General features: G+C 57.5%; 10 protein-coding genes. 5 read left to right on the forward strand and 5 right to left on the reverse strand.

The genetic code is table 11. The annotated features are described in order from the left end of the window. Window positions 1-23 precede the first annotated feature (23 nt). Complete coding sequence (trxB, locus tag PYTT_RS09205; protein WP_067777829.1) at window positions 24-953, reverse strand: thioredoxin-disulfide reductase; 930 nt, start codon at window positions 951-953, stop codon at window positions 24-26. Between the two features lie 23 nt (window positions 954-976). Between trxB and PYTT_RS09210 the strand changes: the two genes are divergently transcribed. Beyond that, on the forward strand, window positions 977-1,846 hold the full coding sequence (locus tag PYTT_RS09210; protein ID WP_141675917.1) for an NlpC/P60 family protein: 870 nt from the start codon (window positions 977-979) through the stop codon (window positions 1,844-1,846). Between the two features lie 92 nt (window positions 1,847-1,938). Here PYTT_RS09210 and PYTT_RS09215 read toward each other — a convergent pair whose 3' ends face one another. Next, on the reverse strand, window positions 1,939-2,748 hold the full coding sequence (locus PYTT_RS09215; protein ID WP_172801800.1) for a LamG-like jellyroll fold domain-containing protein: 810 nt from the start codon (window positions 2,746-2,748) through the stop codon (window positions 1,939-1,941). 339 nt (window positions 2,749-3,087) lie between these two features. Between PYTT_RS09215 and PYTT_RS09220 the strand changes: the two genes are divergently transcribed. Beyond that, the gene (locus PYTT_RS09220) at window positions 3,088-5,769 is read left to right on the forward strand and encodes a hypothetical protein (protein WP_067777832.1); all 2,682 of its coding nucleotides are present in this window, start codon (window positions 3,088-3,090) and stop codon (window positions 5,767-5,769) included. Between the two features lie 818 nt (window positions 5,770-6,587). Further along, on the forward strand, window positions 6,588-7,133 hold the full coding sequence (locus tag PYTT_RS09225; RefSeq protein ID WP_071133424.1) for a hypothetical protein: 546 nt from the start codon (window positions 6,588-6,590) through the stop codon (window positions 7,131-7,133). An 82-nt stretch (window positions 7,134-7,215) separates the two neighbouring features. On the opposite strand, the gene PYTT_RS09230 is transcribed toward PYTT_RS09225, so the two are convergent. The 3 genes from PYTT_RS09230 to PYTT_RS09240 all read right to left on the reverse strand — a co-directional run bounded on the left by PYTT_RS09230 (window position 7,216) and on the right by PYTT_RS09240 (window position 11,230). After that, window positions 7,216-8,787 carry a 3-phosphoglycerate dehydrogenase family protein gene (locus PYTT_RS09230; protein WP_067777834.1) on the reverse strand — a complete coding sequence of 524 codons (1,572 nt, stop codon included), beginning with the start codon at window positions 8,785-8,787 and terminating at the stop codon, window positions 7,216-7,218. A 15-nt stretch (window positions 8,788-8,802) separates the two neighbouring features. Beyond that, entirely contained in the window at window positions 8,803-10,050 is a 1,248-nt protein-coding gene (locus PYTT_RS09235) for a DUF1015 domain-containing protein (RefSeq protein ID WP_067777835.1), read from the reverse strand. Between the two features lie 106 nt (window positions 10,051-10,156). Continuing rightward, on the reverse strand, window positions 10,157-11,230 hold the full coding sequence (locus PYTT_RS09240; protein WP_067777836.1) for a pyridoxal-phosphate-dependent aminotransferase family protein: 1,074 nt from the start codon (window positions 11,228-11,230) through the stop codon (window positions 10,157-10,159). Between the two features lie 152 nt (window positions 11,231-11,382). Here PYTT_RS09240 and PYTT_RS09245 point away from each other — a divergent pair, with 152 nt between their 5' ends. Together PYTT_RS09245 and PYTT_RS09250 are read left to right on the forward strand one after the other, a co-directional pair. Next, window positions 11,383-12,321 carry a squalene/phytoene synthase family protein gene (locus PYTT_RS09245; protein WP_067777837.1) on the forward strand — a complete coding sequence of 313 codons (939 nt, stop codon included), beginning with the start codon at window positions 11,383-11,385 and terminating at the stop codon, window positions 12,319-12,321. Window positions 12,322-12,463: 142 nt separating this feature from the next. Then, window positions 12,464-14,680, forward strand: a complete 2,217-nt coding sequence (locus PYTT_RS09250; protein ID WP_067777838.1) for a discoidin domain-containing protein — start codon at window positions 12,464-12,466, stop codon at window positions 14,678-14,680. The last annotated feature ends 1 nt before the right edge of the window (window position 14,681 follow it).

The raw sequence follows: 14,681 nt of genomic DNA on the forward strand, positions 1-14,681 counted from the left end.
CGGTAGGAAGCTGCGACCGGATGTCAGATGCTGTGCAGGTAGCGTTCCGCTTCAATGGCGGCGCCGCAACCCAGCCCGGCAGAGGAGATGGCCTGGCGGTAAAGGGGATCGGCTACGTCGCCGGCGGCGAAGAGGCCCGGTGTTTTGGTAGCAGTGGTGCCGCCTTGCCGGACGATGAAGCCCTGTGCATCGATGTCCACGAGGTCGCCGAGGAATTTGCTGTTCGGCGTGTGGCCGATGGCCATGAAGACGGCTTTGACCGGGAGTTCCCGTTCTTCTCCGGTGATGAGGTCCTGCAGGGTGATGCCGGATACTTCTCCCTTGTCGTCCGTGTGGTAGCGGGCGATGGTGCTGTTCCAGACGGGTTTGATTTTCGGCATGGCGAGTGTGCGTTCCGCCATGATTTTGGAGGCGCGCAGGGTGTCGCGGCGGTGGATGAGATAGACTTCCGAGGCGAAGTGGGTGAGGAAGGCAGCTTCTTCGCAGGCGCTGTCTCCTCCGCCGACGACGCAGACGGGTACGTTGCGGTAGAATGCGCCGTCGCATGTGGCGCAGGCGGTGAGGCCGTGGCCGATGAGTTCCTTCTCGCCGGGCAGGTTCAGGTAGCGGGCCGTGGCGCCTGTGGCGACGATGACGGCCTGGGCCTCATAGTTCTGCGAGGGGGTGGAGACGGTGAAGATGCCGGTAGAGGCATCGCGTGTGACGGAGGTGACGTCTTCGTAAGCGAAACGGGTGCCGAATTTTTCGGCCTGCTGCTGCATGTTGAACATGAGCTCGGGGCCCATGATGCCGTCGGGGAAGCCCGGAAAGTTTTCGACTTCGGTGGTGGTGGTCAGCTGGCCACCGATTTGGGAGCCGGTGAAGAGAAGAGGGGAAAGTTCCGCGCGGGATGCATAGATGGCCGCCGTGTAGCCTGCGGGGCCTGCGCCGATGATGATGAGTTTTTCTGCCATGATGTTGATGGAATGAATTTGGTATGATTCTACTCATGCGGGTGCCGTTCGGCGAGCAGAAAGCGCGTTGCTGCCACGGAATTTTGCATTTCGGCGGCGTGAGGCTCTTGCGTGGATTGTGCGGCTGCTGTATGATGCCGCCCATGAAGCGGAGTTTTTTGGCCGGATGGTTCTGTTGCATGGCAGCGGTTTGTGCGGTGTCGTGCAGCCGTATGCCGGATGTGCCCGCCCGGGCCGAGGCCATTCCCGGCCCGGCGCATTCAGTGCGGCAGGGTGAGGCGGTGAAGACGGCTCTCGCCTATACGCGGATGGTGTGGCATGGGGATTCCCGGCATGTCTTGCACGGCAAGGATCCGGACGGTTTGCGCGTGGATACGCCGGATGCCGGAGTGGCCTGGCGCAAAGGGGATGCCTTCTGGTGGAGGACGGACGCGGCCAATAAGGGGATGCCCTACAAGTGGGGCGGGTTCGATACGCCTCGCGGCTATTTGAGGCGGTTGCAGGAGGATGCTTTCGTGGTGGCGGGGGATTATTCTTCGGAGGAGAAGGTGCGGCTGAACGACGATGCCGTGAGCCGCTATGCGGCGGGTGTCGATTGCTCCGGCTTTGTTTCGCGCTGCTGGCGGCTGGAGAAGCCGTATTCGACGCGCGAGCTGGCTGCTCTTTGCCGCCCGCTGACTTCCGTGAAGGAGATGCAGCCCGGGGATATCATGCTGCGCGAGGGGGTGCATGTGGTGATGTTTCTCGGCTGGCACGATGCGGAGAAGAAGTATTTCCATGCTGCGGAGGCAGGCGGCATTCCCCAGTGGAAATGCTATGAGACGATCTATCTGGCCGAGGGGCTGAAGGAGTGCGGCTATGCTCCTTACCGTTACCGGAAGATGAAGCCCTGACCGCAAGGGCAGCGCGTTGCCTGGAAGCAGAAAGAGCCGGACGTGTGGTCCGGCTCTTGTCGTATCGGAAATGTTTTCCCTGATGCGGGGCGTCAGACCGTGCGGCGGCGGCGCAGCATGAAGGCTGCCAGTCCGGCGAGACCGAGGGTGACGGTGGAAGGTTCGGGGATGAGGCGGCCCGCTTCCGTGCGCATGGCGCTTGCGGCATCTGCCTGATCCGTGACGCTCCAGACTTTGACGTCGTCGAGACCGCCGTTGTAGCGCCCGCTGGTCGTGGAATCGGCACCTTCGCAGAGGGCGCTCTTGTTGCTCCACGTCATCGCTTTGTTGTAATTGGTGTTGCTGGCGACAGCGATACCGTTGACATAGAGTGTCAGCGTGTTGGCTCCTCCGGTAGGATTGGCGGTCAGACTGAAGCCGATTTGCGTCCACTTGCTGATGGAGATGACGTTGCCTGCGGAGGCGAGCGATGCCCCGCCGTCGTTTTGCAGGGAGAATTTGAGCTGACCGTCAGGACCGATGCCGAGCTTGGGTGCATTGCCGTTGACGGAACCGCCTCCGAATATCCATTGGGTCGTCCAGCTGGGATTTGTGGCATCGGCAGCCGGAAGGGTGTTGGGATTGATCCACATGCTGACGGCCATGTTCGTACTCGTATATCCGTTCGTATTGCCGTTGTAAACCGCGTGGTTATTGTTGACGCTCCAGTAGGAGGAAGATCCGGAAATGACGGGTTTTGCCAATGTGGACATGTAGATGCCCGCATCAATGCCGCCGAAGGTGTTGTCGCCAGAACGGCCCGGTGCCACATTTTTGAAAGGGTTATTGGGATCGGTGTCTCCCATGTCGTACCATGTGAGCAGATTGGCGGCGGACGCCTGCAATCCCAAGATGGCAGTCATGCTGAGAATCAATGATGAAAGTTTCATGCGAGTGAGAATATGCGGAATGTAAATGAGAGAATGCGCGCAGCTTTTATCAGATTACGAATCCGCTGTCAATGGTGTAGTATGTATTGTTTGATGATGAATCTGCAGCTATGGCAGTTCGTTTTTGGTGGTTTTTGTGAAAGACGCTTCAAGGAATCAACATGCAATGATTTTGTTTTTCATTATATAACGTTTTGTCTGTCATTCTTTTTTTTGATGTTGTTACACATTTGTGATTGATAAAAACATTTACATTAATTCTGTTAGGATGTATTGATGCAATAAACAACAAGCCGCCCGCCGCACACAACCATGAAACCCGCTCTCCGCCCTCTCACCACCATACTCCTGACCGCCCTCGCGGCAGCCCTTCCGCTGCAGGCGCAAAGCCCTCCGCCCGCGCATCCGGACACATGGCCGCCGCACTTCGTTTCCCTCACCCCCGACCTCCTCTATGAAGTCGAACCCTCCGACTACCTCGCCGACCCCGCTACGCGAGACGGCGCCCAGCTCTTCTACGCCCCCGTGCAGGGAGACGACCCCGTCGCCACCCTGCAGGGCGCAGCCGTCCTCCTCGTCCGCCCCTACAACATCGTCGAACGGCAGGAGGCGCCCTTGCGAGAGTGGGAATGCGTCTGGGGAACCCTCGACCACTTGTACCACAACGAAGTGCCGCAATTCTGGCGGCGGCCCTCCACCGCCTTCTACTCATGCACCTATCCGACACGGCGCATCAAAAAAGGGGACGGATCCTTCGTATGGCAGGCGCAGATCGATTTCGTCGACTGGACGCGAGGTATGCGGCCGTGGCAGCAGGTGCTTTCTCGGTATTATGCGGGCCTTTCGGACAAGCCCTTGTCCGCCCTCGGTTTGTTTGATCATCCCCACTATAATATCGCGTCTATTCTGAAGTGCCTGAAGGATAAGAACACGCTGAATGCCGTCGAGGGAAGCAATGCCCTGCTTGCCAAGATCTTTGCCGTGAGAGAAAGTTATCCGGGCAGAAAGGCGGATTTCTACCCGCTGGTGAACGCCCTGCAGTCCAACACGACGATTCTCGATTTTCGGAATCTGACGATTCCCGGACCGAATGGGAAGCTTGAGCTTTGGGAGCAGATGCTGAATCGCAGGGTGCCGGGAGGGTCGGTTCGTTCCGAGTGGGTGAGCGGTCAATGGCTGCAGCGGGCAAATGCCGGAGGGAGGTCGCCGTTCGTCCACTGGTGGATGGCGGATTGGCGGGAATTCGCAGCAGGCACGAAGCCGGGCGATCCCGGCGCCATCGTCTGGGAGGAAGAGTTCGTGAAGACGCTTAACGAGACGGCAGGTGCATACGACGGCCTGTTGTGCCTGAAGGATGCGGAGCGAGTGGAGAAGGACTTTATCAAGAAGGCGGTTCTGCCGGATTGCGTGCGGACGTATCCGGTGGACGGGAAGTATGCCCGGACGCCGCAGAGCGGAACAGTGCCGTTTTCCCAGTCCGCCCTGTATGCTGAGGTGTTGCAAAATGCGAAGGTCGATCCGGACAAGGATCCCGGGAAACCTCCCGTCATCCATCTTGTCCCCTTCGCAGCGAAGGTGCATCAGAAAGACACGCCAGAGAACGGAAACACAACAGCACTCGCCAAGGCCGTCATCCTCTCGGATGGCCTCGCCACCCGGCAGGGCGGAGACTTCGTCATCCTCGCCATCGCCTGCGACTGGAAAGATAAATCCTCCGCCTCCGATGGCATCACCGTCACCAAAACATACCAGTCCAACTCCACCCTTGAGCAGGACCTCCAGCAGCGCGTCGACCGCGCGGAATACAGCCGCATCGCCCGCAGCAACTACACCTTCCGCACCGACCCGCAAACGCAGGAAGCTTCCTACGCATGGCAGGGTCCCTCCTCGGGTGTACGTCTGGAAGAAAATGCCCTGCAATCCCCCGTCGCCTTCCGCGCGGGAGCCTCCGGCCTCAAGTACCGCCTCCTCGTCGCCGTCCGGGAAGACATCGACGGACAATGGACCCTCATGGCCGAACCGGAACCCATGACCCCCATCACCTCGGATGAAGGAACCTACTACGCCTACACCAGGGAAAACCTCGCGCAAACCGTCAGGCAGACCGGCTGCCGCTCGCTGGCGAAATCAATCACCTTCGCCTCCCCCGAAAAACCGGGCCGCTACTTCCTCTACGAAGTGGACGTACTGCAGGATTACTCCTTGACACCGTGCATCCGCTACGGGAACATGAAGCACCTCTGGGTCTTGCGCAAGGGAGCCCACCGCAAATACACCGACCATACGGACATGACGGAAATCTATACCATCTTCGGGGACTCCACATGGCCGAAAAGCGGAGTCATCGCCGAAAAGCCTTCGCCCTACAACAACACCGTGCTCGTCTGGGAAGATGCATTAAAGGCTTTGACCGTCCGTTTCACGGGAGATGTTGCCAGAGAACGAACTATTGATACGCAATATCAAAAAGGACGCTGCTATCAACCCACAGAAAATGGTAAAGCTGACCATTCAGATATATTAGCTCTATTGGCATACGGCCAACAATTATTTACATCTCAAAATGAACGAGCTTTAGGGGGAAGCTTCCATAATGCTATTTATATGCAATTTGTCATTAATGAAGAATGGACAGAACTCGCATCTTGTGATTTTCGATTATCCTCACTCTTATCCGATATCAATAATGCGTACTCTGCCGATGTCGTTTGTTCAGAATCTTCTGGGTGCTTGAGTGTGCTTCCAAGATTATGTGGATATCATCAAATTATTGAAATGATTGCCGCCAAATCTTTAGCCTCATCATCTGCAAATCATGGATACAATGTATGTCATTCTAAACAGTACGATGCATATCCGCCTAATAGGAAAGAAGGCGAACCAGACCCTCCTAGAACACGAATTAATAGTCTTTTCAAAAAAGGACAACTTTATGATTTCAACTTTACCATTTATGAAAAATCTCTTGATATTAAATTTATCAATCTCAATTAATTACAACATTCAAAGACATTATGAAATCAATCTTCCTTATTAGTGTATTTCTTTTTGGATTAAAGTATTCATATGCAGCATCGGAGAACAATGAGAATGGCGTAATTTACAAAAATATCTCATGGCCGCAAAATATGGCAAATATTCAACCAGTGCAAACAAGAGATACAACTCTTCCATATGATGCGATCATGATTGATAATTTATGTATCAATCGCTTCAAGGATCAAAATAAAAACACGCATGTTTTTGTCATCATGGATGAGAATGGAAAAGATCTATTTCACTTTCACATATGGCATCATCCATCACACGAATATTTAAGGGCATATGTCGTAGATAAATTAATTAAAAATTATATTGGAGATCTTGAATATGGTTGGTTTGAATCCCTTGATCTAACCATCTCGCAGAATGAAGTCATCGGGATTGGCGAACAAGTGGGGTTTCAATCCCCACAAACAGGCACCTACATCTTCGATCCAGAACGAAAAGCTTTAGCATTATATATTAAAGACGATTATGCCTTTGTAATCTATTCCGATTCATCTAACATGGTTCCAGAAGCCATGTTGAAAATAATCAATCAATGGATATCAACACAAAAAAAGCAAATACCTGCTAAAATAAATATACATGAAGTAGAACGACGACAAAAACTATATGAAGAATGCGTTATCCAAGCCAGAAAACAAAAATCCCGCAATACTCCGCTCCATACGCTTAAGACATGGGGAGAACTCAGCAAACAGGAACCGCGCCAATTCACACGCATCTTCTGGGACAACGCCAACTATGGTTCAGGTATCGAGCAACTGTTGAAACTGGAACCGTTGCCTTACATCAACACCATCCCTAACGTCAACACGGGCATCGGCTGCGAACCCTTCCTTGCCGAACTCATCCAAAAAGGTTTCCAGCTCACGGCACGCAAAGGTGGCAACTACCTGATGACCGCCACACTCAAGGACAAGAAAACATCCATCCGCTACTGCATCTACCACGCTTTCAACCCCGTCGACACGCGGCAAACCCTCTTCGCCTGGAACATGTACGCCGATGAACGAGGAACGCCCCGCATCGTCGAGAAACCCGGCGACTTCACCATGCAGGCTGCCATCGACAACATGAACGTCCGCCCCGGATGGGTCGGAGACTTCGACCTCTGCACCAAACCCCGCTTCAACTGGGAAGGAGCCCTCGTGGAAGGCAGCGAGAAATCAGCCGTCTACTTCATGCGGGGCAACACGGCAGCCTACTTCATCGCGGACAACCCGTCCTACGACGTCCGCCCCCTCGCCCGCATGCTCGACGAGCAGTTGAAGAAGGGGTTGCAAGAAGACGGCAAGGAGGCTAATCAATAAGAGAAAGGAAGTTTGCCACCCGTATGCGACAAGGCCTCCGGGGTGAGTTCCCGGAGGCCTTGCGTTTGGTTGTGAGGCGGCGTTACAGGGAGACGGCGAAGGCCGAGAGGGCGTCGATGCCCTTGGAGATTTCGGCGACCTGTTCGTCGGTGACGGGTTTGTTCGTTTTGATGAGGGCCATGGCTTCGCCGCAGGCATGGTCGATGGGGGCGACGATGTTGTCGATGTTGATGCCGGCGGATGCGAGTGTGGAGCCGATGAGGGCTATGACGCCCGGACGGTCTTTGTAGCGGAGGACGAGGGTGTTTCCGCGCATGTCGGAGTAGAGGCCGTGGAAGGTGTTGATGCGGGAGATCATGGGGATGCCTTCGGTGACGACGCCGCGTACGCTGGTGGTGACGGGTTCTCCATCCACTTCGGTGGTGAGGTCGAGGGTGATGGAGTCTTCGTAGGGTTTGTCGTCCATGGGTTCGCGGGCCTTGAAGACGATGCCGTGTTCGCGGAGGGATTCTTCGGCGGCTTCGGGCATGAGGCCTTTTTCCGCATGGGGGAGGACGCCTTCAAGGATTTTGGGCGTGAACCATTTGCGGTAGGTGCGGAGGTCTCCGTAGAAGGTGCAGTCGATGCGGCGGATGGGTTTGCCTTCTCCGGCGATGCGGGCGAAGGTGCCGAGCATCATGGTGAGGTGGAGGTGGGCAGGGTTGAGGCCGGTGGGCGATTCGCCGTTGACGACGCAGGAGGTGTTGCCTTCGTCGAAGTAGGCGATCATTTGTTCGGCTGCGCGGCGGGCGGCCTTGGCGTTGGCTTCGATGGTGTTGGCTCCGAGGTGGGGGAGGAGGAGGTCGGCGACGGCGGCGGAGGGTTTGTCTCCGGCGGCGTCTTTCGGATGGACGTCGGTGAGGTAGGCGATTTTCCGGCCTTCGGCCTTGAGGGCGGCGAGCGCTTCTTCATCGACGACTCCATAGCGGGAGCAGTTGATGAGGACGGAGCCGTTTTTCATGCGGCCGAGGAGGTCTGCGCCGACCATGCCTTTGGTGGAGGGACCGCCGGGGACATGGAGGGTGATGATGTCCGCCTGTTCGAAGATTTCTTCCAGTGAGGTAGGGGTGACGCCGATGTTGATGGCGCGCTGGCGGGCGAGGAAGTGGTCGTAGCCGAGGAGGGTGGGTTCGAAGCCCTGGAGGCGTTTGACGATGAGGCGGCCGATGTTGCCAAGGCCGACGATGCCGACGGTTTTTTTGGTGAGTTCGGAGCCCATGTAGCGTTTCTTTTCCCAGAGGCCCTGGCGGGTGGTGTTGTCGGCGTCGACGATGTGGCGGTAGTAGGCCAGGATCATGGCGATGACTTCTTCCGCGACGGCGTTGGAGTTCGCGCCCGGGGTGTTCATGACGTCGATGTTCTTTTTGCGGGCGTGGACGATGTCGATGTTGTCGTAGCCGGCTCCTGCGCGGATGACGACTTTGAGGTTAAGGAGCGCGTCCATGATTTCGGGCGTGACCTTTTCGCTGCGGACGATGAGGGCGGTGGTGTCCGGGTGTTGCTTGATTTGTTCTTCAAGCGGGGTGTCGGCCTCCTGAATGATTTCGTAGCCCGCGGCTTTGAGGGTGTTGGCCGCGATGGATTCGAGTTTGGTGGGGATGAGAACTTTTTTCATGTGTGTGGAAAGGTTTTATTGTTCGATGGTGTGGACGAAGAGGCCGCTGCGGAGTTTGGGTTCGAACCACGTGGATTTGGGGGGCATGATTTCCCCGGCATCGGCGACGCGGAAGAGGTCGTCCATGGTGACGGGGTAGAGGGAGAAGGCGAGCTGCATGCCGTTGCGGCAGCGTTTTTCGAGTTCTCCGAGGCCGCGGATGCCGCCGACGAAGTCGATGCGTTCGCTGGTGCGCGGGTCGTCGATGCCGAGGATGGGGGCAAGGACGAGGCTTTGCAGGATGGCGCAGTCGAGGCTTTCGATGGGGTGGTTTTCATCGTAGCTGCCGGGTTTGGCGGTGATGGAGTACCACTGGCCTTCGAGGAGCATGCCGTATTCGTGTTTGCGCTGCGGGGCGTAGCCGCCGGGGGCTTCGACGGGGGTGATGTCGAAGTGTTCCTTGAGTTTGCCGAGGTATTGTTCCGGGGTGAGGCCGTTGAGGTCTTTGACGACGCGGTTGTAGTCCATGATGAAGAGGTCTTCATCGCAGAAGACGACGGCCATGAGGTAGTTGTATTCTTCCTGTCCGGTGTAGTCCGGGTGGGCGGCGCGTCGTTTGGCGGAGACGGCGGCGCTGGAGGCGGTGCGGTGGTGTCCGTCCGCGATGTAGAGCGCCTCGACTTCGCCGAAGTGTTGCTGGATCTGCGCGACGGTGGCGGGGTCTCCTACGGGCCAGAGGATGTGGGTGACTCCGTCGTCCGTGGTGAAGTCGTACGCCGGTTTGTGGAATTTGATCCATTCGCGGATGATGGCGGAGATGCCTTCATGTTTGCGGTAGGCGAGGAAGACGGGTTCGGTCTGCGCGGAGCAGGTGTCGAAGTGGTTGATGCGGTCGAGCTCTTTTTCCTTGCGGGTGAGTTCGTGTTTTTTGATGGTGCCGTCGAGGTATTCGTCGACGGAGGCGCAGCCGACGATGCCGGTCTGGACGCGGCCCCACATGATCTGGCGGTAGATGTAGTAGGATGGGGCGGTGTCGCGGACGAGGAAGCCTTTTTGCTGGAAGTCGTTGAGGTTTTCCCTGGCTTTGTCGTAGGTGGACTGGTCGTGGATGGCTGCTTCGGAGGTGTCGATGTCCGAGCGGCAGATGTGGAGGAAGGAGCTGATGTTGCCCGCGGCCATGGCCTTGGCTTCGTCGTGGTTCATCACGTCGTAGGGAAGGCTGGATACTTGTTCGGCGTAAGCCGCCGGGGGACGCAGCGCCGGGAAGGGGCGGAGTGTAGCCATTGGTTGCTGAAGGTGGGAAATGGTGTGTCCGCGGAAGGGTCGGGCCTTTCGCGGGAGGGTGGAATGGCAAAGCCGGGTTGCGGCCCGGCTTTGCTGTTGGTGATTGTTATTTGAGTTTGAGGATGTCCTCGATGTTCGAGGTGACTTCCTTCATGTCCTCCATGGTGAGTTCTCCCATGTGGGCGATGCGGAAGGTTTTGTCTTTGAGGTCTCCGTATCCGTTGCCGATTTGCATGCCGCGTTCGATCAGTTCCTTGTTGAGGTCCGCGACGGAGATGTTGCGGGTGTTGCTGATGACGGTGAGCGTTTTCGAGAGGTGGTTCGGGTTGGCGAAGACGGCGAAGTATTCGGCAGCCCATGCACGGATGAATGCGGCCATTTCTTCGTGGCGCGCGAAGCGGTTTTCAAGGCCTTCCTGCAGGATGCGCTGGAGCTGGAGGTCCATGGCATACATGATGGAGAGGCAGGGGGTGGAGCTGTACTGGTAGTCCTTTTTCTGGATGAAGTCGTACAGGGTGCGAAGGTCGAGGTACATGCCGCGGTTCGGTACCTGGGCTGTGCGTTCGTAGGCTTTCGGCGAGATGGTGCAGATGGCCATGCCGGGAGGCAGGGCGAGGGCTTTCTGTGTGGAGGTGATGAGGACGTCGATGCCGAGTTTGTCCGTTTCGATTTTGGAGCCGGCGGCCGAGGAGACGGCGTCGACGCACCAGACGACGTCCGGATATTTTTTGATGACTTCCGCGATTTCCTCGACGGGGTTCTGGATGCCGGAGGAGGTTTCGTTGTGGGTGACGGTGACGACGTCGTATTTGCCGGTGGAGAGTGCCTGTTCCACCATTTCAGGGGTGGTGGGCTGGCCGTGTTCGCTGGCGAACATGTCGGAAGGGATACCATTGGCCTGTGCCATCTGGAACCATTTTTTGCCGAAGGCGCCCACGGAGAAGACGGCAGCGCGCTTGGCTGTACAGGAACGAACGGCGCCTTCCATGAGTCCGGAGCCGGAGGATGTGGAGAGGAGGATTTCGTTTTCCGTGTAGAGCACTTGGCGGAGGTTGTCGGAAATGCGGCGTTGCAGTTCCGAGGCCTTCTTCGAGCGGTGTCCCATCATCGGGCCGCTGAGGGCGGCGAGGATTTCCGGGAGTACTTCGGTCGGTCCAGGGATAAATAATTTTGTAGCCATGGTATGTGTGACTGAGTGAGTCGGCCTGTATATATCACACGCGTAGACGATGGGCGAGCGCAAATTGCCGTGGTGCCGCAGAAAGGCCGGGCAGGGAGAGGATGGGAAAGAATGTTCTTGCCATGCGGCGGGGAAAAGGCTAGTGTTCCGGAATGGATGGTTTTTCACGCAAGGCTTTGATGAAGGATGTTCTTCGTTCCGTTTCGCGTTCTTTTTATTTGAGCATCAAATCGTTGCCGTCTCCGATGAGGGATGCGGTGGCGGTGGCTTATCTGTTGGCCCGTGCGACGGATAGTGTGGCCGATACGGCGCAGGCCGGAGTGGAGGAGAGGCTCGGTTATCTGGAGCGGATGAGGGTGGCTGTTGCCACGGGGGATGCCGAGGAGTGCGCGATGCTTGATGAAGAGCTGCGCAACGGTTTGGCTGCGAGCCAGAAGGATGCAGGTGAGAGGGTTTTGCTGTCGCGGTTCGGCGATTGCCTGGATTTGCTCGCTGCTTTGCCGGGAGAGCAGGCGGCCCTGGTGCGCCGTGTGCTGGCGACGATTCTGGAGGGGCAGACGTGGGATCTCGTGTATTTCCGCACGCATGAGCGGGTGGAGGATGCAGAGTCACTGCGGCGGTATGCGTATCAGGTGGCGGGATGCGTGGGCGAGTTCTGGACGGATTTGGGTTTTCTGGTGCTGGGAGAACGTTTTTCGGCGGCGCCGAGAGAGCTGATGCTGAAGCTGGCTCGGGAGTACGGCGAGGGGCTTCAGTTGCTGAATATCATTCGCGACCGGAAGGAGGATGCCGAGCGGGGGCGGCGGTATCTGGCAGGTTCGTCTGCGCCGTGGGTGCAGCTTTCGAGGGCCGGGCTGGAGGCGGGCGAGGCGTATGCGCGTGAGCTGCACGGTTTTCGCCTGCGGTTTGCCACGGTGCTGCCTGCTTTGATCGGTCAGAGGACGCATGATGCATTGAAGCATTCTGCTGGCGAAGGGAAGGTGAAGATTTCTCGATGGCAGGTGAGGGGGTGCATGCTGCGTGCCGTTTGTTTTGCGCTGGGGCATGAGGGGGTGGTTTCGGAGCCGCCCGTCTGGGTGCAGGGGCGGTGAAACGCGGTTGCGGCCGGGTGGCGGGAGAGTTTTTGGCCGGGTATGCGGGCTTTATGCTTGTCATGCCGCCGGAGGTGGGGTACTGTAGGGCATATTTACTTTCAAGGTTATGTCCAGATTTTCACAATTGGTTCTTGCCGGCATGCTTCCATTGGGCATGGCGGCTTTGGCGCTGCCGCTTTGCGGTGCTCCGACAGCTTCTCAGGCGTCCGCTGCGTCCAGCGGGCGGGTCGCTCTTCCTCCGGCAGCCGATGCTTTGCTGAAGGCTGGGGATTATGCCGGGTTGCAGCGTATGCTGGTGCAGGAGCTCGGCAAGGATGCTGCAGCTCTTTCTCCCGATCAGGCGCAGGCTCTTCATTTGGCGACGGTGCTGGAGGTGATTCGCGTGACGAGTCCCGAGGTGATGGCTGAGATGCACAAGAATCCGAAGCATGCGAAGTTTTTGCAGGCTTTCCTTCAGGATCAGCCGTGGATGGAGCTTTATCTGGGTGCGGGGCTGGTGCCGTTCAAGACGGATGTAGGTCTGGCGATTCTTTCGGATATTTGGAATAAGGATGGCAGTTCGTCCGATTTCGGCAAGTACAAGTCTCTGGCTTGCGGGCTGGCTTCGGTGTGGGGCGGCGGCGAGACTGCGCCCTCCCCTCGTTTGCAGTCGATGCCTCGCACGCAGCATAATCCGCTGTGGCGCTATGAGTTTTTCAAGAAGCAGGCGAAGGCCGGGAAGCTGTATCCCGGTTTTTACAATTTGCGCCCTTGGGAGATCCGGTTTCTTGTGGCGATCCCGCAGCAGGACTGGAACGATCAGTCGCTTGCCTGGTGTGCCGAGAATTTCAATATGCCGTGGAATCGGTACAACGGCGCATGCTGGGCTGGACCCTATACGGATCCGAGTGCGTTCGGCGACGGGATTCAGGGGCCTTATTTCTATGTGCCGTGGGGAGATGAGAGCGAGGCCGAGCGTACGAAGAAGAACGGTGGCGTGTGCGGCGGGCTTTCCCATTTGGGGGCGTTTGCGGCGATGTCGCGCGGAGTGCCTGCCTATACGGTGGGGCAGCCGGGGCACTGCGCTTATGCGATCCGTCTTGGCCGCGGCAAGTGGATCGGCGGGTTCGGCGGTCCGGACGGCGGGATGCACAATTCGATTTTCGGGAATCAGGCGCCGACTTCCTATCTGCTGATGGAGAATGTGTTTGCGGATGATGCCAAGGCCGATGCCGGATACCGCCATGCGGTGGTTGCGCGTGCCCAAGAGGCAGCCGGGGACAGGAAGGCGGCGATCGCCTCGTGGCAGAAGGCTTTGGCTCAGGTGCCGCTGCATCCCCATTTCCGTGCGGAGTTGCATCGGCTGATGCAGCTTGATGGGGCGACTCCCGAGCAGATGTACGATTATGCCATTGAGGTGCTGCCGAAGTACCGGGGCAACGGTTTTGCCGCCTGCGATGCGTTTGCGGAGCTGGAGAAGGCGATGCTGCCGAAGCTTTCCGAGGAGAAGAGGCTGGCATGGTTCGATAAGGTGCATTCCTGTATCGCTTCGACTCCTTCGTCATGGGCCGTGAAGATGTCGGAAGGGAAGCCTTCCCTGCTGCAGAGGCAGATGGATTTGCTGCAATCCGATGATGCGAAGGCGAAGCTTCTGGCCTCGATTTTTGCCAATCATATGCGCGAGGGCGACGGTACGAATTTCGGCCAGGCTCTCGAATGGGGCGTGAAGGAGCTCGTCGGCAAGGATAAGGCGGATGTGTTCGCAACGGCATTCGCCGAGGCGGCTGCATCTTCTGCTCCCGCCACTGGCGGAGCCGATGCCGAGGAGAAGAATAAGAAGATGCGGGAAGCATACCGCAAGGCGATTGTGGCTGCCGAAGCGGCGCGTTCGATTCCTGCGTTCCAGGCTCTTTCGCAGGCTGCCGAGAAGTTCAATACGGTGAAGGAAGGTGCGGTGACGACGACGCTGCCCGGTACGCTTGAGCCTCCGACGGGTATGATCCGGTTTTCTTCCACCTGCGGTTATGATACGGCGGAAGCCCACAGGGATATTCTGACGCCCCAGGGCGGCAAGGTTCATTGGGACAAGGAGAAGAATCCGACTGCCATCGCCGAGCTGAAGGAAGGTACGGATAATCTTTCCGGCGTGATCGTGCGCAAGGCGAACGGCAACGAGTGGCGCATGAAGAAGGCGAAGCTTTTCACTTCGTCCGACGGCGCGACGTGGTTCCCGCTGGCTGAGACGAACGATATGCCCAAGGAATGGGTGGTCGAAGCCAAGCCGGGCACGAAGGCGAAGTGGGTGAGGCTCGAGTTCGCCAACGAGGGGAACGGCGAGTTCGCCCATATTTCCCATTTCCTGATTTACAAACGCTAAA

The sequence above is a fragment of the Neoakkermansia glycaniphila genome (assembly GCF_900097105.1).
Lineage (GTDB): Bacteria > Verrucomicrobiota > Verrucomicrobiia > Verrucomicrobiales > Akkermansiaceae > Akkermansia > Akkermansia glycaniphila.

Excerpts from the sequence above, each read along its gene's own strand:
- PYTT_RS09215 (WP_172801800.1), bottom strand. The coding sequence starts at position 2,748 with ATGACTGCCATCTTGGGATTGCAGGCGTCCGCCGCCAATCTGCTCACA.
- PYTT_RS09230 (WP_067777834.1), bottom strand. The coding sequence starts at position 8,787 with ATGAAAAAAGTTCTCATCCCCACCAAACTCGAATCCATCGCGGCCAAC.
- PYTT_RS09250 (WP_067777838.1), top strand. The coding sequence starts at position 12,464 with ATGCTTCCATTGGGCATGGCGGCTTTGGCGCTGCCGCTTTGCGGTGCT.
- trxB (WP_067777829.1), bottom strand. The coding sequence starts at position 953 with ATGGCAGAAAAACTCATCATCATCGGCGCAGGCCCCGCAGGCTACACG.
- PYTT_RS09235 (WP_067777835.1), bottom strand. The coding sequence starts at position 10,050 with ATGGCTACACTCCGCCCCTTCCCGGCGCTGCGTCCCCCGGCGGCTTAC.
- PYTT_RS09210 (WP_141675917.1), top strand. The coding sequence starts at position 977 with ATGATTCTACTCATGCGGGTGCCGTTCGGCGAGCAGAAAGCGCGTTGC.
- PYTT_RS09220 (WP_067777832.1), top strand. The coding sequence starts at position 3,088 with ATGAAACCCGCTCTCCGCCCTCTCACCACCATACTCCTGACCGCCCTC.
- PYTT_RS09245 (WP_067777837.1), top strand. The coding sequence starts at position 11,383 with ATGGATGGTTTTTCACGCAAGGCTTTGATGAAGGATGTTCTTCGTTCC.
- PYTT_RS09240 (WP_067777836.1), bottom strand. The coding sequence starts at position 11,230 with ATGGCTACAAAATTATTTATCCCTGGACCGACCGAAGTACTCCCGGAA.